Genomic DNA, 17,609 nt, shown 5'->3' on the forward strand with positions numbered 1-17,609 from the left:
GTCAGGAATGCGCTACCGCAAGATGGGAAACCTCGGCTGGGAGGTCAGCGAGGTCGGATACGGCATGTGGGGCATCGGCGGCGGCCCCGGCGGCTTCACCGGCTGGGACTACGACGTCGCGCCCCAATGCCTCGACGAGGCCGTCGAACTGGGCTGCACCTTCTTCGACACCGCCTGGGTCTACGGCCGCGGCGTCAGCGAGCAGTTGCTCGGCGCGCTGCTGCGCCGCCACCCCGGCCGGCGGCTCCACGTCGCCACCAAGATCCCCCCGAAGAACCGCGAATGGCCCCCGGGACCGGACGACACCCTCGACGACGCCTACCCCGCCGAGCACATCCGCGAGTACACCCACCGCAGCCTGGACAATCTCGGCGTCTCACGCATCGACCTCATGCAGTTCCACACCTGGGAGGACCGCTGGGCCCGCGACGAGCGGTGGCAGGAGGCGATCGCCGATCTCAAGCGCGAGGGCGTGATCGACGCGGTCGGCATCAGCGTCAACCGCTGGGAGCCGGCCAACTGCCTCGCCGCGCTCGACACCGGCCTGATCGACGTCATCCAGGTCATCTACAACATCTTCGACCAGGCGCCCGAGGACGAGCTGTTCGACCGGGCCCTGCGTGAGGGCGTGGGCATCATCGCCCGTGTCCCGTTCGACGAGGGCACGCTCACCGGCACCCTGACCGCCGGCAGCACGTGGCCGGCCGAGGACTGGCGCAGCACGTACTTCGGGCCGGAGAACCTGCCGCCGAGCGTCGAGCGGGCCGAACGGCTGAAGGCGGCCCTGCCGGAGGGGCTCTCGCTCCCGGAGGTCGCGCTGCGGTTCGTGTTGCAGCACCCGGCGGTCAGCACGGTGATCCCGGGGATGCGCAGGCCCGCGCACGTACGGGCCAACCTCGGCGTCTCCGACGGGCGGCCGCTCGACCCGGACCTGCTGCGCGAGCTGCGGCGGCACCGCTGGGACCGGGTGCCTGCATGGTGGTCCGGGTGAGCCAGCCGCTGGTCGCCATGTGGGCGCACTCGCGCTCGGCCTCGACGGCGTTCCTGCGCATGATGATCGAGCGGGGCGACGTGGCCGTCCTGCACGAGCCGTTCCTGGCGCTGACCGAGGAGGGCTCGCTGACGCTGCCGTCGCCGGACGGCGGCCAGGTGACGGCCCGGTCGGAGAAGGACCTGCTGGTCCGGCTGGCGGAGCTGGCGCGGGCGCGGCCGGTGTTCGTCAAGGAGGTGCTCGACTACGAGTACCCGCACCTGTTCAAGCATCCGGAGGACCTGGCGGGGTTCGCCCACACGTTCATCGTGCGCGACCCGAGGCCGACCATCGCCTCGCACTACGCGATCAAACCGGCGGTGACCTGCGCGGAGATCGGCTACGAACGGCTGTTCCGGCTGTTCGAGCTGGTACGGGAGGCGACGGGCCGGCGGCCCCTGGTGATCCGTACCGAGCGGCTGGTACGGGAGCCCGCGGCGGTCGTCGAGGAGTTCTGCGCCTACACCGGGCTGCCCTTCCTGCCCGGCTCCCTCACCTGGGCCGCCGGGGACCGGCCGGAGTGGCGGCGCACCCGCCGCTGGCACCTGGACGCGAGCGGCAGCGCCGGGTTCGAGGACCGCCGCAACAGCTATACCGCGACCGTCGACAACCACCCGGCCCTGCGGGCCTTCTACGACCACCATCTCCCCTTCTACCAGCGGCTCGTCCAGTACGAATAGGGAGCATCCATGTCAGAGTCACCGGGCCGGCTGTTCGCGCGGGCCTACGCCGACGACCCCGACCACGCGGAAGTGACCTTCGACTACACCATCACCGAGGCACACGAGCCGACCAAGGACCGGCCCAGGCTGACCGTGCGCAACCTGCTCAGGGTCATCCCGGTCGAGGGTGACAGGGCCCGGTTCTGGACCGAGTCGCCCCCCGGCGAGGAGGAGCGCCGGACGGTGCGCGACTCGGACGTGCGCCGCGAGGCGGCCTTCCGGTTCGGCATGTCGGAGGCCAAGGTGCATCCGATCCAGGCGTGGGTGCAGCTCCCCGACGGCCTGGCCACCGACCCGGACGCGCTGGCCACCTTCCTCGACTACCGCCTCCTGGTACGCCTGGCCACGGCCGAGAACCTGGCCCTGACCACGGCGTTGCTCGGCCACCCGGAGATCGCCCGCCTGCCGTACGAGGACTACGTCCACGGCATCCTGTCGGCCTGCGACGAGGTCGAGCAGTCGGGCGCGACCCCGCACGCGATGATCGTGAACCCGCGCGACTACTACCACCGGCTGGTGGGCCGGGGCGGGCTGCTGGCCGAGCTGGCCGAGGGCAACGGCATGAAGGTCAGCCGCAACCGGTGGGTGGCCCCGGGGGACGCCCTGGTCGGCGACATCTCCGTGGCGGCCAGGCTGCTGGACGCGCGCCGTTCGGTGATCCGGGTGGCCGAGCCGCCGCCCGGCACGTTCGCCCGGCCCGGCGTGGCCGTCTGCGCGGAGGTGTACGAGGGCGTCGCGGTGCATCTGCCGGGTCTGTTCTACCTGGTCACCCCTTCAGGGGAAAAGAAGGCATTTTCCACTTCCTAGCAATCGAGTAGAACGAGAACGACGAAAGGCGGTGACCATGTCGGACCCGAGCCAGGAATACCGGCGCAATGGTTGGTGGCGCAGCGAAACCTTTCTGGACGACTTACGCCGCAACACAGTTGCGTTTCCCGACAAATCAGCACTCATCAGTCGGCGCGTCGCCGACGGTGTCACCGACGTGGTCACGTACGCGGAGCTGGACCGGATGACCGACCGCATCGCGCACGGCCTGGTCAGGCTGGGCGTGCGGCCGGGCGACTTCATCGCCATCCAGCTCCCCAACCGCAGGGAGACGCTGCCCCTCACGCTGGCGTGCATGCGGATCGGCGCGCGCATCGCCCCCCAGATGCCCATCTACCGGCACCGCGAGCTGGACTTCATGATCCGGCTGACCGAGGCGAAGTTGTTCGTCACCACCAGCCGGATCGGCCACGTGGACACCGCCGAGACCGGGATGACCCTGGCGCGGGAGATCCCGAGCCTGGAGCACGTGATCGTCGTCGGCGGCGACGGCCCGCCCGGGTCCCTCAACTTCGACGAGCACCTGCTCGTCCCGGAGCCGGGCGACCCGGCCGACCTCGAGGGCCGCGAGCTGGGCCCGGACGACCCGTTCCTCATCCTGTTCACCTCGGGCACGACCGGCGAGCCCAAGGGCGCGCTGCACAGCCAGAACACCCTGTACGCCGATATCAAGGGCTACGGCGAGGCGTTCGGGCTGGACGACGACCTGGTCATCATGACCGCCCAGACCTCGATGCACTACGTGGGCCTGGTGATGGCGTACCTGACGGCGCTGACGCTGGGCGGCACCGCGGTCACGGCCGACGCCTGGGACGCCGGCGTCTACCTCGACCTGATGTCCGACCACGACGTCACCATGTACTACGGCTCACCGCCGTTCGCCCGGGAGATCAGCGAGGAGCAGGCGGCCCGCCCGCGTGAGCTTCCCGCCCTGAGCATCTTCGTCTCCGGCTCGGCCCCCGTCCCGCCGCACCTGGTGGAACGGGTCACCGAGACGCTGGGCGTACGCGTGTACGCGCTGTGGGGCATGACCGAGAACGGCGGCGTCACCATGACCCGCCCGCAGGACCCGCCCGAGCGCGCCGGCGAGAGCGACGGCACCGTCATCTCCGGCATGGAGGTGCGCATCGTGGACGAGGACAACAAGCCGGTCGAGACCGGCGAGATCGGCGCACTCCAGGTCCGCGGCGCGGCCCAATGCCTCGGCTACTACCTGCGCGACGAGATCTACGCCAAGTCCATCACCCCGGACGGCTGGTTCGACACCGGCGACCTGGCCCGCGACGACGGCTACGGCGGCGTGCGCATCTCCGGCAGGACCAAGGATGTCATCATCGCCAACATGTGCCTCAAGCTGCCGGTCAGCGACATCGAGGCGCTGCTCGGCCGCCATCCCGCGATCCGCGACATCGCCCTCATCGGCATCCCGGACCCGGCGCTGGTCGAGCAGGTGTGCGCGGTCGTCACGCCGTCGGGCGAGCCGCCCACGCTGGAGGACCTGCGGACCTACCTCAAGGACGCCGGCGTGAACGACTGGTTCTGGCCCGAGCGTCTGGAGCTGGTCGAGGAGATGCCGCGGACCGTCACCGGCAAGATCCGCAAGGTCGAGCTGCGGGAGCGGTTCGGCGCGGCGTCGGGCTGAGGTGGCCGGTTCACGGGCGCTCCCGCTGGCCGTCCTGTGCGGGAGCGCCTTCCTCGGGGCGATCGACGTGCAACTGGCGAACATCGCCTTCCCCGACATCCTGCGCAGCTTCCCGGGCAGCAGCCTGCCCGAGCTGTCGTGGGTGTTCAACGGCTACGCGATCGTGTTCACGGCGGCGCTGCTGCCGGCGGGCGGCCTGGCCGACCGGTTCGGCGCGCGGCGGGTGTTCCTGACCGGGCTGGCGGTGTTCGTGGTCGGCGCCGCCCTGTGCGCGGTCGCGCCGTCGGCGGGGACGCTGATCGCGGCCCGGGTCGTGCAGGGCGTGGGCGGCGGGGTGATCACGCCGCTGACACTCGCGCTGATCCTGCCGTACTACCCGCAGGAGCGCCGGGGCACGGCGATCGGGTTGTGGAGCGCGGCGCAGTCGGTGGCGACGGCGTCGGGGCCGTCGCTGGGCGGCATGCTCGTCGGCGTATGGGACTGGCGGACGGTGTTCTTCCTGCACCTGCCGGTGGGGCTGGCCGTGCTGGCGGGCGCCTGGCGGATCGTGCCCCGGCGGGAGCCGGAGGCGGCGGCGTCCAGGCTGCCGGACATCGCCGGGCTGTTCCTGCTGGTCGGGGCCATCGGGCTGCCCTCGCTGGCGATCGTGCAGAGCGACGCCTGGGGGCCGGTCGGCCCCGGGACGATCGCGGCGCTGGCCGCCGGCGTCGTCGTGACCGTGCTGTTCGTACGGCGGGCGCGTACGCATCCCGCGCCGATCGTGGACCTCGGGGCGCTGCGGGCGCGCGGCACCCAGCGGGCCAACCTGGCGATGTTCCTGGTCGGGCTGGTGATGTTCGCGCTGCCGCTGGCCAACATCCTGTTCCTGACCGGCATCTGGGGATACTCGGTGGCCGCGGCGGGGCTCGCCGTCACGCCGGGGGCGCTGGCCCAGGTGCTGACCGCGCCGCTCGCCGGACGGCTGGCCGCCAGGACCGGTCATCGTGCCCTGGCGTTGTGCGGGGTGGCGTTGCTGGCCTTCGCCACGTCGTACCTGGCGTTCGCGGCGGGTGGGGGGCGGGCGTACCTGACGGTGGTCCTGCCCGCGGTGGTGCTGGCGGGGGTCGGGGTGGCGGTGCTGATCACGTCGCTGAGCGGGGCGGCCGTGGCCGAGATCCCGCCCGCGCGGCTGGCCACCGGCACCGCCCTGTCGGTCACCTCCCGGGCCTGCGGGGCAGTCATCGGCGTCTCGGCGCTGGTGCTGGTGTTGTCGGGCGACCGGCTCGGGGTGGTCGGGGCGTACCAGGGGGTGTGGCTGACGATGGTGGGCATCTGCGCGCTGGTCGCCGTCGCCGCCGCCGGCCTGCGCGCCCCGCGGGCCGAGTCGGCCGCGCAGCGGGCCTGAGGACCGTACGCGCGCGGGCCCGTCCCTTCCCGGGGACGGGCCCGCGCGGCCGTCTAGCGGGGCCAGACCGGGTAACCGTCGTAGCGGCCGCCGAGGCAGGAGCGCGCGGTCGGGCTCAGCCAGTCGGGGATGGCCTCTCCACCCGTGTGGACACACTGGGCGACGCTGATGAACTCCTGGTCGGCGGCCTGGGCGGCGGCGCCCGGCACCACGACCAGCGCGGCGGCAGCGGCCGCGGCGAGGAGAGTAAGGACGGGACGACGCATGAGAGCTCCAATCACGGACGGCTACTGAACCGCTACTCATGGTTTCCGCTGCGCTTCTCGACCAAACCCACCTGCTGAGATATCGGTTTCCTTGTCGCCATGACCGTCATATCGGCCTTGGAGGCACTCATCCTCGCCAGGCCGTCACGCCCTCAGGGGGCGTAGGCGAGGACGTGATCGTGCAGCAGGCGGCCGACGCCCGGGTCGTCCCGGTCGAACGCCTCGACCAGGGGTTCGTGGTCGGCCGCGTTCTCGTGGGGCCGCATCCTGAACAGCCGGATCGACACGTGCGTCCACACCTCGACGCCGAGGGACTCCCATACCGACACCAGCAGCGCGTTGCCGGAGGCCGCCACGATCTCGCGGTGGAAGGCGACGCCGTGGCGCACCTGGTCCTCCAGCGACCCGGCGGCGGCGGCCGCGTGCAGGCGGGCCACGTGGGCGCGCAGCGCCGCCACCGACGGACGGCCGAGACGGGTGGCGGTCTCCTCAAGGCCGGCGCGTACCTGGTAGACCTCGCGCAGGTCGTCGGGGGTGAAGCCGCGTACGCGGGCGCCCTTGTTCGGCGCGGACTCGACCAGCCTGAGCGTTTCCAGCTCGCGCAGCGCCTCGCGTACGGGGGCCTGGCTCACCTGGAGCTCGGCGGCCAGGCGGCGTTCGACGATGCGCTCGCCGGGCTCCCAGCGGCCGCTGATCAGGCCGTCGAGCAGCACTTTCCTGATCTCTTCGCGCAACGGCGACCGGACCACGGGCTCCACAGATAATCCTTTCATCGGATGATCGATCATATGGTGTTTAATGGAAGCATGGAGAAAGATCTGGATCCTCAGGAGACCGCCGAATGGCTCGAATCGCTTGAGGCCGTCCGCCGGGCGGCCGGTCCCGATCGGGTCGAATACCTGCTGAGACGGCTCGCCACGAGCACGCGCTATCTCAACACGGTCCCCACCGCCGAGGAGCCCGCCTACCCGGGCGACCTGGAGCTCGAAGAGCGCATCGCGGCCTACGACCGGTGGAACGCCGCCGTCATGGTCAGCCGGGGCAGCAAGCTGAACCTCGGCGGCCACCTGGCCACCTACGCCTCCGCCGCCTGGCTGTACGAGGTCGGCTTCAACCACTTCTTCCACGGTGCCGACGACCAGGTCTTCTTCCAGGGGCACGCCTCCCCCGGCATCTACGCGCGGGCGTTCCTCGAAGGGCGCCTGAGCGAGGAGCAGCTCGACCTGTTCCGGCGCGAGACCCTGGGCGGCCTGCCGTCCTACCCGCACCCCAGGGCGATGTCCGGCTTCTGGCAGTTCCCGACCGTGTCGATGGGCATCGGCCCGCTCAACGCGGTCTACCAGGCGCGCTTCAACCGCTACCTGCACAACCGCGGCATCAAGGACACCTCGCACAGCCATGTCTGGGCCTTCCTCGGCGACGGCGAGATGGACGAGCCGGAGTCGACGGCGGCGCTGACGCTGGCCGCCAGGGAGGGGCTGGACAACCTCACCTTCGTGATCAACTGTAACCTGCAGCGCCTCGACGGCCCGGTACGCGGCAACACCCGCATCGTCCAGGAGCTGGAGAGCGTCTTCCGGGGCGCGGGCTGGAACGTCGTCAAGGCGCTCTGGGGCGCGGAATGGGACCCGCTGCTCGGCTCCGACGAGCTGGTGGCCAGGCTCGGCGAGGTGCCCGACGGCCAGTTCCAGACGTTCGCCGCCTCCAGCGGGGCCTACATCAGGGAGCACCTGTTCCAGGGGCTCGACGTGCCGTACTCCGACGAGGACCTGCGGCGCGTCGTCGGCGGCTCGCGGGCCGGGCACGAGCCGCGCAAGGTCTACGCCGCCTACCAGCGGGCGCTCCAGCACCGGGACGGGCCCACCGTGGTCCTCGTCCAGACGGTCAAGGGCTGGACGCTCGGGGCGGGCATCGAGGCGCGCAACGCCAACCACCAGATGAAGAAGCTCACCCTCGACGAGTTCCGCGTCATGCGCGACCGGCTCGGGCTGCCCGTACCCGACTCGGCGCTGGCCGGGGAGCTGCCGCCGTACCTGCACCCGGGGGCCGGCTCGCCCGAGGCCCGGTACGTCGCCGAGCGCCGCGAGGAGCTGGGCGGCCCGATCCCCCGCCGCACGGTCGCCCGCCGGCCGCTGCCCGAGCCCGGCGAGCGGCCGTTCGCGGGCCTGGCGAAGGGCTCGACGCAGCCGGTGGCCACCACGATGGCGTTCGTCCGGCTGGTCAAGGACCTGATGAAGGAGCCGGAGACCGGGCGGCGCTGGGTGCCGATCGTGCCCGACGAGGCCAGGACGTTCGGCATGGAGTCGCTGTTCCCGACGGCGAAGATCTACTCGCCGCTCGGCCAGCGGTACGAGGCCGTCGACCGGGAGCTGCTGCTGTCGTACAAGGAGGCGGTGGACGGGCAGATCCTCATCGAGGGCATCACCGAGGCCGGGTCGATGGCCTCCTTCACCGCGGCGGCCAGCAGCTACGCCACCCACGGCGAGCCGATGATCCCGTTCTACATCTTCTACTCGATGTTCGGCTGGCAGCGGACCGGCGACCAGATGTGGGCCCTGGCCGACCAGCTCGGCCGCGGATTCCTGCTCGGCGCGACGGCCGGCCGCACCACGATGACCGGCGAAGGCCTCCAGCACGCCGACGGCCACTCCCAGCTCCTGGCCTCCGCCAACCCCGCCTGCCTGGCCTACGACCCGGCCTTCGCCTACGAGGTCGGCGTCATCGTCCGCGACGGGCTCAGGCGCATGTACGGCGAGGCGGGCGAGGACGTGTTCTACTACCTCACCCTCTACAACGAGCCGCTGCCCCAGCCCGCGATGCCCGAGGGTGTCGAGGAGGGCATCCTCAAGGGCATCTACCGCTACTCCGCCGGCGGCGGCGCGGCGCACCTGCTGGCCAGCGGCACCGCCATCCACTGGGCGCTGGAGGCCCAGCGGCTGCTCGCCGACGAGTACGGGGTCGGCGTGGACGTCTGGTCGGTCACCTCGTGGAGCGAGCTGCGGCGCGAGGCCATGTCCACGGACGGGGTGCCGTACCTGCGGCAGGCGCTGGCCGGGACGGAGGGGCCGGTGATCGCGGTCAGCGACTGGATGCGGGCGGTGCCCGACCAGATCAGCCCGTGGATCGACCGGCCGTGGACCTCGCTCGGCACCGACGGGTTCGGGCTCTCCGACACGCGGGAGGCCGTACGCGGGCACTTCGGGGTCGACCCGCGGTCGATCGCGGACGCCGTGCTGAAGGCTGTGGAGGAGTAGCAGGGCGACTCGTCCCGGCGTAACCGTATTTATCGAGGAATCTCCCTAAGTTAGGGCCTGGTACCCCAACCGTGTTCTTCTGATCCCGGGGGGACACGGGTGAGAACACGGTTGCGCCGGTCGCTGCGCACGCGGCTGGCACTGCTCGCCGGCATCGCCATGTTGCTGCTGAACATCGTCGTCAGCGGCTTCGTGTTGTTCGGCATCCACGACGACGTCACCGACGTGCGCGCCGGCGAGGTGTCCGGCAAGGCCCTGCGCGTGCTCCTCATGGTCAAGCGCAACCAGCTTCCCCGCGTACTGGAGGACGGCGGGCTCGACGGCATCCAGGTGGTCGACCCCCTCGGGCGGGCCGTCTCCTGGACGCCGAACCTGACCGCCGCGCCCCGCCAGACGGACCGCCTGCCGCAGCAGGACCAGGCCAACTACGTCAGCAAGAGCTGCGACCTGCCCGCCTTCCCCGGCCGGTGCGAGCTCGTGGTCGCCCTGCGCGCGTTCCAGCCGGAGGGCACCTGGATCATCTACGCCTTCGACCCGGCGGTCCCCTGGTTCGTCAGCCCGCAGGTGATGTTGTTCCAGGCCGGGGTGTCGGTGCTGCTGGTCGCGCTGACGTGGTTCGGGGTGTCGCGGGTCGTGGCCAGGACGCTCGCGCCGGTCAGCAGCATCACCAAGAGGCTCGCCGAGATCACCGCCGACGGCGGAGGGCTGCGCGTGCCCGTACCGGACACCGACGACGAGATCAGGGCCCTGGCCGAGACCGCCAACCAGACCCTGGAACGGCTGGAGACCGCGCGGGCCCGCCAGGAGGCCGCGATGGAGCAGCAACGAAGATTCGCCGGCGACGCCTCGCACGACCTGCGCAGCCCGATCACCGCCATGCGCGCGCAGGTCGAGGAGGCGATGCTGCACCCTGAGGAGACCGACTGGACCGAGACCAGCACCCAGGTGCTGGCCAGCCTCGACCGGTTGCAGGCCATCGTCACCGACCTGCTCACCCTGACCAGGCTGGACGCCGGCGCCCCGAGCGACCACGAGCCGGTGGACCTGGGCGAGCTGGTCGTCGCCGAGACCACCAGGGCCCGTACCAAGCGCGTGGTCACCGACCCGCAGGAGGGCGTGGTCGTCATGGGCGACCGGCTGCAGCTCACCCGCCTGCTGACGAACCTGCTGGACAACGCCGAGCGGCACGCCGAGACGCGGGTGGTCGTGACGGTCCGGGAGGAGGACGGGCAGGCCGTACTGGAGGTGCTGGACGACGGCGGGGGCATCGAGCCGGACCAGCGCGAGGTCGTCTTCCAGCGCTTCACCCGCCTCGACGACTCCCGCAACCGCGACGCCGGCGGCACCGGCCTCGGGTTGTCGATCGCCCGCGAGATCGCGACCGCGCACGACGGCACGCTCACCATCGAGGACTCCCCCAAGGGCGCCCGCTTCGTCCTCCGCCTCCCCCTCCCTGAGCACACTTTGGAGCGCTGACGCCGGGGGTGGGGCTGGGCGCTAGTTGTGCTTGGTCTGTCCGTTGCCCTTGCCGCGGCCGAGGCCCTTGCCGTGCTTGGTGTCGGCCCCCTTGAGGCCGACCTTCCTGCCCTTGCCCGCCCCCGCGCCGACCACGGCGCGGGGCCGGGCGGAGGGCTGGACGGGCAGGCGGCGGGCACTCTCGCGGGCATTCTCGTCGGCGCTTCCGGAGGCCCGGTCAGGGGTACGGTCGCGCGACACGGCGACGGGGTGCAGGTCGCCCTCGTGCTCGGCGACCTGGTCGGGCGCGGGGTCGGCATAGGCGGGCGTACGGGGGGCGGGGGCGTCGTCGCCGGTCCAGGAGGTGGTGACGAGCACGCTGGTGATCAGCGCGGCCAGGGCGGTGACCTGCCGCCACCGCTGCGGCCTGATGGGCTGCGGGATCGACACCGAGAACGGCGACAACTGCCGATGCTCCCGAAGCCCCCGGGCCAGCCCGTGAACGCCGCCGCGCATCGCCCGGCCCCACTCGACGGTCCTGACCCCGGAACGCCCCTCCCGGGCCTGTCCGTGGGGTCGTCGTCCCGGGTGTTCCGGATCGGTGACCGCGCGCGTCACGCCGTCGGCGCCCTCGCCACCGCCCGTCTCCAGGGGGACGGCGGCCGCGGTGGGTTCGGGGCCGAGGGTCGGCGGGAAGAGATCGCCGGTCCGGGGAAGGGCGGCGGCCACCGGGACGGCGGCGGTGTCGCAGGGCTTCTCGTCGTACAGGGCGGCCACCCGGGTCAGGCGCCGCCGGGCTTCGTCGCCGTCGATCCGGCGCGCGGGGTCCTTCTCCAACAGCCCGGCGATGACCGGCGCGAGCGGCCCGGCCTGGTGGAACGGGGCCGGCCGGGAGGTCAGCACCGCGGTCAGGGCCGCCAGATGGCCGCTGTGAGGGAAGGGCGAGTGGCCTTCGACGGCCGCGTACAGGGTGGCGCCGAGCGACCACAGGTCGGCCTGTGGGCTGGCCGGGCCGCCGCGCAGGCGTTCGGGGGCGATGTACGCCGGTGTGCCGACCACCGTGCCCGACTGGGTGAGGTGGGCCTGGTCGTCCAGGGTGGTGGCCAGGCCGAAGTCGGTGAGCAGGGCGTGGCGATCGCCGTTCAGCAGGATGTTCCCGGGTTTGACGTCGCGGTGCACGATGCCGTCGGCGTGCGCCGCGCTCAGCGCCTCAAGGACCTGCAACCCGATGCGCGCGGTCTCGGGCGCGGACAGCGGCCCGCGTTCGGCGATCACGTCGGCGAGGCTGCGCGAGGGAACGAGTTGCAACACGATCCACGGCCGCTCGTCGGCCACCACCACGTCGTAGACGGCGGCGATGTGCGGGTGGGTCAGCCGGGCGGCCAGCCGGGCCTCCCGCATCGTACGCCCGAGCAGCCGCTCCCGCTCGTCGCCCATCGTGTGCCCGAGGGTGACCTCCTTGACCGCGACCGGCCGGTCGAGCAGCTCGTCGTGCGCCCTCCAGACCCGGCCCATGCCACCCTGGCCCAGCTCGGACAGCAGCCGGTAGCGTCCCGCCAGCAACCAGCCCGCACAGTGCGAAAGTGACATGCCGCCAGGCCTACCCGATCATCCCGCCCTCATGCAACGCCCACCTCACAGCCTTCGAACGATCGTGTGAGCACGGACGGGCGGCGCCCTCCTTCGCGATTTGGGCATCTCCCCGTGTACCAGCGAAAATGGCATATTGCGCACGTAGGAGGCATGTGAACGAGAGCCAGTCCCTGGACCAGCTCGCCCGCCGGTTGGAAGAGGTGGTCGGCGAGCTGCGCGGCATCCCGGTGGACATCGAGCGCCTGGAGGACCCCGAGCTCATCCAGCGGCAGATCCTGCGGGCCTCAAGCGCGGCGGACGAGCTGCGCGCCATGCACCCGGTGGGCTCGCGCGAGCAGGGCCGCGACGAGCAGCGCAGCCGGCGCACCGTCCTGGACGCCCTGCGCGACGGCCTGACGATGCGCACCATCGTCCATTCGAGCATGCTGGACGACCCGCGCAAGGCGGCCCGGATCAGGGAGCTGCACGCCGCCGGCGACCTGCACCGGGTCATCGACGAGCCGATCCAGCAGCTCCTCATCTTCGACCGCTCCGTGGCGTTCGTCCGGATCACCCCGCTCGCCTACACGCCCGGGGCGCTGATGGTCAGGCAGCAGGGGCTGATCGCCACCCTCATCGACCTGTTCGAGCACGCGTGGGCACGGGCCAGGGAGGTCACCGAGCCGGCGTACCGGCTGTCGCCGCGGGAGCGGGAGGTGCTGGCGCTGATCGCCGAGGGCCGGTCCAACAGCGCGGTGGCCCGCACGCTGTCGATCACGGAGGCGGCCGTCGGCAAGCACGTGGCCTCCGTGTTCGCCAAGCTCGACCTGCCCGCCACCGAGGACGACAACCGGCGGGTGCTGGCGGTGCTGGCGTACCTGCGCGGCTCGGCGAGGTAGGGCCAGGGCTACCCCGGCCTCGTCCCAGCCCCCGTGTGCGCGGGTCGCTCGGGGCACTTCGATGGACCTCATGCAGCGAATGACTGGATTGCTGGTCGGCGCGGTGTTCGGCGCGGTGTTCGTCGTCGTCAACGCGCGCGGCCCCCTCGACCCCGTGACCGCGAACGTCCTGCGGGCGGCCGCCTGCCTGGCGGCGGCGGCCGTGCTCGCGATGTGGTTCCGTACCGCCCGGCGGGAACGTCCCGCCCCGGCCGCCCCGGCCGCCCGGCGGGGCATGTTCGGGGCCGGTTACCTGGCCGTGGTCGTGGCCGAGGCGGTCCTGCTGTTCGGCGGGCTGCGGGTGCTGGCCGCCCTCGGACGCCCCGAGGAGGGGAACGTGGGGTGGGTCGCGTTCGTGGTGGGCGTGCACTTCGTCGCGCTGGCGCCGATCTGGAAGGACTGGAGCATCGCGGTGCCCGGCGTGGCGCTCACGCTGCTCGGCGCCGGGGGGCTCGTGCTGGCGGCCACGCCGGCGGTGGCGTGGGTGCCGATCGTCAGCGGGGTGCTGTCCGGCGTCGTGCTCCTGGCCGGCAGCCTCACCTTCGGCTGGCGCGGCCTGGCCCAGCCCACGACCTGACCCGGCCGGCGGGCGGCGCGCCTCCTTCTCTCACATCGACCACCTGATACCCTCTGTGATGAATTGATTACTTTCTGTCGCTAGGGGAGCTAGTGTGAAGGTCGCCTGCGTCGGCGGTGGTCCCGCCAGCCTGTACTTCTCGATCCTGATGAAGCGGGTCGACCCGTCCTACGAGGTCACCGTCCACGAGCGCAACCCGGCCGGGTCGACGTACGGCTGGGGCGTGACCTACTGGGACGACCTGCTCAACAACCTGCGCGCCGCCGACGCCGAGTCGGCGGACGTCATCAGGGAGAACTCGATCCGCTGGGACAGCTGGGTCACCCACGTCCAGGACCGCGCGACGGTGACGTTGTCGGAGTCGGACGAGGGCTTCGGCATCTGCCGTCACCGCCTGCTCGACATCCTCGCCGACCGCGCCCGCTCCCTCGGCGTGCAGGTCGAGTACGGCCGCGAGATCACCAGCCGGGACGAACTGGACGCCGACCTCGTCGTCGCGGGCGACGGCATCAACAGCGTGCTGCGCGAGCGCCACGCCGACCACTTCGGCTCCGAGGTCGCGGTCGGCCGCAACCACTACATCTGGCTCGGCACCACCAAGTTCTTCGACTCCTTCACCTTCGCCTTCGTCGAGACCGCGCACGGCTGGATCTGGTGTTACTGCTACGTCTACAGCGACGACCACAGCACGTGCGTCGTCGAGTGCTCCCCCGAGACCTGGAAGGGGCTCGGCCTCGACCAGGCCTCCCAGGCCGACGGGCTGGCGCTGCTGGAGAAGCTGTTCGCCGACATCCTCGACGGCCATCCGCTGATCGGCCGGGCCAACTCCGACGGCACCGCCAACTGGCTGAACTTCCGCACCCTGACCAACCGCACGTGGTACCGCGACGACCTCGTGCTGCTCGGGGACGCCGCGCACACCACCCACTACTCCATCGGCGCGGGCACCGCCCTTGCCTTCGGGGACGCCGCCTTCCTGGTCAACGCGCTACAGGCGGAACCGGAGCTGGGGGCCGCCCTGGCCCGCTACGACCGCGAACGCCGTTCGGCGATCCGCCCGCACCAGAAGTCGGCCCGCTACAGCGCCCAGTGGTACGAGAACCTGCCGCGCTACATCGGCTACCCGCCGATTCAGATGATCGCGCTGCTCGGCCAGCGGCACTCCGCGGTGCTCCCGCACGTGCCGCCCCGCCTGTACATCATGGCCGACCGCGTGATGGGCTGGATCGGCGGCGGGCTCGGCAAGCGCTGACCAGAGGGCCGGACCCTCCGGTCGGCGCCGCCCGGCCGTGGATCAGGGGAAGTCCTTCGGGTTCACGGGGCTGGTGCGCGCGTTGCCACCCCTGATCGGGTTGAGGGTCAGGGTCCAGATGGTGTACTGGGTCGAGGTCGTACGGAAGCGCAGCCGGTTGTTGAACTTCTGGTACGTCGCGGCCCTGGTGAAGCGGCCCTTCGACGTGCTGAACCGGTAGCCGGTCGTGAAGAAGATCCGGTACGTGCCGTCCCTGACGTCCTTGATGCGGGCCGTGGATCTCGCCCGCACGTAGATGCTGACCGCCTTGGCCCGGCCTCTGACGATGGTGACGACGCCGTCCTTGGACGTGCCGTTCTTGATCTTGAGTACGCCGTTGCCGCCGCTGATGCGGTCGTAGATGATCCGGCCGTTGGACGGGCGGGAGGCGGCGGCCGACTGCGTGACGGAGGCGGTCTCCAGGCCCGCCGTGGTGGCGCCGGCCGGGGCGGAGGTCAGCAGCGCGCCGGTCAGAGCGACGGCCGCGACGAGCCCGGCACGTAACGGGGTCGCTTCGAGGAGTCTTCTCACCAGGGTCATCTCCTTGGGGGGGCATGGTCAGACTGATCGCGTACCCGTGTATATCAGGACAGATAGCTTCTACACTCGTAGACTTTAAACCGCCCGTACACCTCCGAGAGGCGGCACGATGAGCTACGTCCCCGTTCCCTACGACCCTGAGCTGGCGGAAGGTCTCGCGGCGTTCCTGGCGGCGGTCGAGAGCGTCCCGCTGCGCGCGGACACCATCCTGCGCAATCGCGAGATCTTCGCCGGGCTGATCCCGCCCATGGAGGAGATCGTCGGCGACCGGCCCGTCGAGTGGTGGGACGTGGACGTGCCCGGCCCCGAAGGCGCCCCCGACGTCACCCTCACCGTCGTACGTCCCAAGGGCGGGCCCGCGCCCGGCGCGGCGGCCGTGTACGAGATCCACGGCGGCGGGATGATCCTCGGCACCCGGTTCTTCGGCGTCGAGAGCCTGATCCAGGCGGCCCTGGACCACGGCATGGTCGGCGTGACGGTCGAGTACCGCCTGGCTCCCGAGCACCCGGCCCCGGCGGCGGCCGAGGACTGCTACGCGGGCTACCTCTGGACCGCCGGGCACGCCGGGGAGCTGGGGTTCGACCCGGGCCGCCTGGTCGTGTCCGGGTTCAGCGCCGGGGGCGGGCTCACGGCGTCCGTCGGCATCCTGGCGCGCGACCGGAACGGCCCGGCCGCCGCCGGTCTCTACATCGGCGCGCCCATGATCGACGACCGGAACTCGACCGTGTCGAGCCACCAGTACGACGGCATCGGCGCCTGGGACCGCAACAACAACGACACCGCCTGGACCGCCCTGCTCGGCGACCGGCGCGGCGGCCCGGACGTCTTGCCGCACGAGGTCCCGGCGCGGGCGGCCGACCTGTCGGGATTGCCGCCGGTCTTCATCGAGGTCGGGGCGGCCGAGGTGTTCCGCGACGAGGCGGTCGAGTTCGCCGGCCGCGTCTGGGCCACCGGCGGGCAGGCGGAGCTGCACGTGTGGGCGGGCGGCCACCACGGCTTCGCGAGCACGCCCGGCGCCCGCGTCTCCCGCGCCGCCCTGGAGGCCAGGCACTCCTGGTTCCAACGCACCCTGGGCATCTGAGGTGGGGGCGTCCCGGAGGCGAAGGCAGGCGGCGGGCCGGACCCCCGGGGATCAGAGGGAGAGGGTGCGGCGGAACCAGGAGAGGCGGGAGGCGAGGGCGGCCGCGGTGACCTCGTGGTCCGGGGCGAAGATGTCGAACCCGTGGAAGGCGCCGCCCCAGATGTGCAGCTCGGCCTGCCCGCCGGCGGCCCAGATCCGGGTGGCGTACGCCACGTCCTCGTCGCGGAACAGCTCGGCGCTGCCCGCCTCGACGAACGCGGGCGGCAACCCCGACAGGTCGGCCGCCCGCGCCGGGGCCGCGTACACCGGCACGTCGGCGTCCGGGTCGCCGGCCCGCTCGCCGAGCAGCGCCCGCCAGCCGAGCAGGTTGAGTGCACGCGGCCAGGTGCCGAGGCCGTCGTACTGGTGGCTGGACACCGTCGTGTTCAGGTCGTCCAGCATCGGGCAGAGCAGGAGCTGCCCGGCCAGGTGCGGCCCGCCGCGGTCGCGGGCCAGCAGGGCGACCCCGGCGGCCAGCCCGCCTCCGGCGCTGCCGCCCATGACCACGATGCGCCGGGGGTCCACGCCCAGCTCGGCGGCGTGCCCGGACATCCAGGTCAGACCGGCGTAGCAGTCCTCGACCGGCGCCGGGTGGGGGTGCTCGGGGGCCAGGCGGTACTCGACGTTGACGGCGACGACGCCCAGCTCCTCGACGAGCGCGACCAGGCGCGGGGTGTCCATGGCCCGGTGGCCGGTGATCATGCCGCCGCCGTGGATGTTGTAGAGCCCGGGGACCGGAGTCGTCGCGCGGCGCGGGCGCAGGACGGTGATCTCCAGGTCGGGCGCGCCGGCCGGGCCGGGGACGAGCCGCTCCTCGGCGTCGATCTCCCGGTCGCCGATCACCTCGGCGACCGGGAGCATGGGCATGGCCGCGCCGGCGGCGCGCATGAGGGGGATGGTGTCGAGGGTCGGCGCGGGGCCGTCCGCGGCGGGCATGCCGGCCAGGACGGCGGTCAGCGCCGGGTCGAAGGGCACGGGGGTGGGGGGCAT

Annotated in this window: 16 protein-coding genes; 11 read left to right on the top strand and 5 right to left on the bottom strand. The window is 72.0% G+C overall.

The features are described 5' to 3' along the window. Positions 1 to 7: 7 nt before the first annotated feature. Genes IEZ27_RS25290 through IEZ27_RS25310 form a run of 5 tightly spaced genes read left to right on the top strand, consistent with a single transcriptional unit; the run spans position 8 to position 5,606 of the window. Entirely contained in the window at positions 8 to 991 is a 984-nt protein-coding gene (locus IEZ27_RS25290) for an aldo/keto reductase (RefSeq protein ID WP_189649518.1), read from the top strand. Continuing rightward, a complete protein-coding gene (locus IEZ27_RS25295) occupies positions 988 to 1,710 on the top strand; it encodes a sulfotransferase-like domain-containing protein (protein ID WP_189649519.1) in 723 nt (240 codons plus the stop codon). The genes IEZ27_RS25290 and IEZ27_RS25295 overlap by 4 nt, the downstream gene beginning before the upstream one ends. Positions 1,711 to 1,719: 9 nt before the next feature. Continuing rightward, entirely contained in the window at positions 1,720 to 2,559 is an 840-nt protein-coding gene (locus tag IEZ27_RS25300) for a family 3 encapsulin nanocompartment shell protein (RefSeq protein ID WP_125645355.1), read from the top strand. A 37-nt stretch (positions 2,560 to 2,596) separates the two neighbouring features. After that, entirely contained in the window at positions 2,597 to 4,222 is a 1,626-nt protein-coding gene (locus tag IEZ27_RS25305; RefSeq protein WP_189649520.1) for an AMP-binding protein, read from the top strand. Position 4,223: 1 nt separating this feature from the next. Continuing rightward, positions 4,224 to 5,606: a DHA2 family efflux MFS transporter permease subunit gene (locus IEZ27_RS25310; RefSeq protein ID WP_189649521.1), complete on the top strand. Its 1,383-nt coding sequence runs from the start codon at positions 4,224 to 4,226 to the stop codon at positions 5,604 to 5,606. Positions 5,607 to 5,659: 53 nt separating this feature from the next. Here IEZ27_RS25310 and IEZ27_RS25315 read toward each other — a convergent pair whose 3' ends face one another. Together IEZ27_RS25315 and IEZ27_RS25320 are read right to left on the bottom strand one after the other, a co-directional pair. Continuing rightward, complete coding sequence (locus IEZ27_RS25315) at positions 5,660 to 5,872, bottom strand: hypothetical protein (protein WP_189649522.1); 213 nt, start codon at positions 5,870 to 5,872, stop codon at positions 5,660 to 5,662. Between the two features lie 152 nt (positions 5,873 to 6,024). After that, positions 6,025 to 6,660, bottom strand: a complete 636-nt coding sequence (locus tag IEZ27_RS25320; protein WP_189649523.1) for a GntR family transcriptional regulator — start codon at positions 6,658 to 6,660, stop codon at positions 6,025 to 6,027. 18 nt (positions 6,661 to 6,678) lie between these two features. Here IEZ27_RS25320 and aceE point away from each other — a divergent pair, with 18 nt between their 5' ends. After that, positions 6,679 to 9,126, top strand: a complete 2,448-nt coding sequence (gene aceE / locus IEZ27_RS25325; protein WP_189649524.1) for a pyruvate dehydrogenase (acetyl-transferring), homodimeric type — start codon at positions 6,679 to 6,681, stop codon at positions 9,124 to 9,126. A 99-nt stretch (positions 9,127 to 9,225) separates the two neighbouring features. Further along, on the top strand, positions 9,226 to 10,602 hold the full coding sequence (locus tag IEZ27_RS25330) for a sensor histidine kinase (RefSeq protein ID WP_229824308.1): 1,377 nt from the start codon (positions 9,226 to 9,228) through the stop codon (positions 10,600 to 10,602). A 21-nt stretch (positions 10,603 to 10,623) separates the two neighbouring features. Here IEZ27_RS25330 and IEZ27_RS25335 read toward each other — a convergent pair whose 3' ends face one another. Continuing rightward, on the bottom strand, positions 10,624 to 12,171 hold the full coding sequence (locus IEZ27_RS25335) for a serine/threonine-protein kinase (protein WP_189649525.1): 1,548 nt from the start codon (positions 12,169 to 12,171) through the stop codon (positions 10,624 to 10,626). A gap of 155 nt (positions 12,172 to 12,326) precedes the next feature. Between IEZ27_RS25335 and IEZ27_RS25340 the strand changes: the two genes are divergently transcribed. From IEZ27_RS25340 to IEZ27_RS25350, 3 genes are all read left to right on the top strand, one after another. Further along, a complete protein-coding gene (locus IEZ27_RS25340) occupies positions 12,327 to 13,052 on the top strand; it encodes a helix-turn-helix transcriptional regulator (RefSeq protein WP_229824309.1) in 726 nt (241 codons plus the stop codon). 79 nt (positions 13,053 to 13,131) lie between these two features. Next, complete coding sequence (locus IEZ27_RS25345; RefSeq protein WP_189649706.1) at positions 13,132 to 13,668, top strand: hypothetical protein; 537 nt, start codon at positions 13,132 to 13,134, stop codon at positions 13,666 to 13,668. 94 nt (positions 13,669 to 13,762) lie between these two features. Then, complete coding sequence (locus IEZ27_RS25350) at positions 13,763 to 14,920, top strand: FAD-dependent monooxygenase (protein WP_189649526.1); 1,158 nt, start codon at positions 13,763 to 13,765, stop codon at positions 14,918 to 14,920. 42 nt (positions 14,921 to 14,962) lie between these two features. Here the strand turns inward: IEZ27_RS25350 and IEZ27_RS25355 are convergent, their stop codons facing one another. Continuing rightward, positions 14,963 to 15,490: a hypothetical protein gene (locus IEZ27_RS25355; protein WP_189649527.1), complete on the bottom strand. Its 528-nt coding sequence runs from the start codon at positions 15,488 to 15,490 to the stop codon at positions 14,963 to 14,965. A gap of 118 nt (positions 15,491 to 15,608) precedes the next feature. On the opposite strand from IEZ27_RS25355, the gene IEZ27_RS25360 reads away from it, so the two are divergent. Further along, positions 15,609 to 16,580: an alpha/beta hydrolase gene (locus IEZ27_RS25360; protein ID WP_189649528.1), complete on the top strand. Its 972-nt coding sequence runs from the start codon at positions 15,609 to 15,611 to the stop codon at positions 16,578 to 16,580. Positions 16,581 to 16,631: 51 nt separating this feature from the next. Here IEZ27_RS25360 and IEZ27_RS25365 read toward each other — a convergent pair whose 3' ends face one another. Then, positions 16,632 to 17,609, bottom strand: a complete 978-nt coding sequence (locus IEZ27_RS25365) for an alpha/beta hydrolase (protein WP_189649529.1) — start codon at positions 17,607 to 17,609, stop codon at positions 16,632 to 16,634.

Source organism: Nonomuraea spiralis, assembly GCF_014648435.1.
GTDB classification, from domain to species: Bacteria; Actinomycetota; Actinomycetes; order Streptosporangiales; family Streptosporangiaceae; genus Nonomuraea; species Nonomuraea spiralis.

What these genes read in the sequence shown, in the direction of transcription:
- IEZ27_RS25290 (WP_189649518.1), top strand. Translation starts at nt 8, where the DNA reads ATGCGCTACCGCAAGATGGGAAACCTCGGCTGGGAGGTCAGCGAGGTC.
- IEZ27_RS25300 (WP_125645355.1), top strand. Translation starts at nt 1,720, where the DNA reads ATGTCAGAGTCACCGGGCCGGCTGTTCGCGCGGGCCTACGCCGACGAC.
- IEZ27_RS25360 (WP_189649528.1), top strand. Translation starts at nt 15,609, where the DNA reads ATGAGCTACGTCCCCGTTCCCTACGACCCTGAGCTGGCGGAAGGTCTC.
- IEZ27_RS25315 (WP_189649522.1), bottom strand. Translation starts at nt 5,872, where the DNA reads ATGCGTCGTCCCGTCCTTACTCTCCTCGCCGCGGCCGCTGCCGCCGCG.
- IEZ27_RS25345 (WP_189649706.1), top strand. Translation starts at nt 13,132, where the DNA reads ATGACTGGATTGCTGGTCGGCGCGGTGTTCGGCGCGGTGTTCGTCGTC.
- IEZ27_RS25365 (WP_189649529.1), bottom strand. Translation starts at nt 17,609, where the DNA reads ATGCCCCCCACCCCCGTGCCCTTCGACCCGGCGCTGACCGCCGTCCTG.
- IEZ27_RS25305 (WP_189649520.1), top strand. Translation starts at nt 2,597, where the DNA reads ATGTCGGACCCGAGCCAGGAATACCGGCGCAATGGTTGGTGGCGCAGC.
- IEZ27_RS25335 (WP_189649525.1), bottom strand. Translation starts at nt 12,171, where the DNA reads ATGTCACTTTCGCACTGTGCGGGCTGGTTGCTGGCGGGACGCTACCGG.
- aceE (WP_189649524.1), top strand. Translation starts at nt 6,679, where the DNA reads ATGGAGAAAGATCTGGATCCTCAGGAGACCGCCGAATGGCTCGAATCG.
- IEZ27_RS25320 (WP_189649523.1), bottom strand. Translation starts at nt 6,660, where the DNA reads ATGATCGATCATCCGATGAAAGGATTATCTGTGGAGCCCGTGGTCCGG.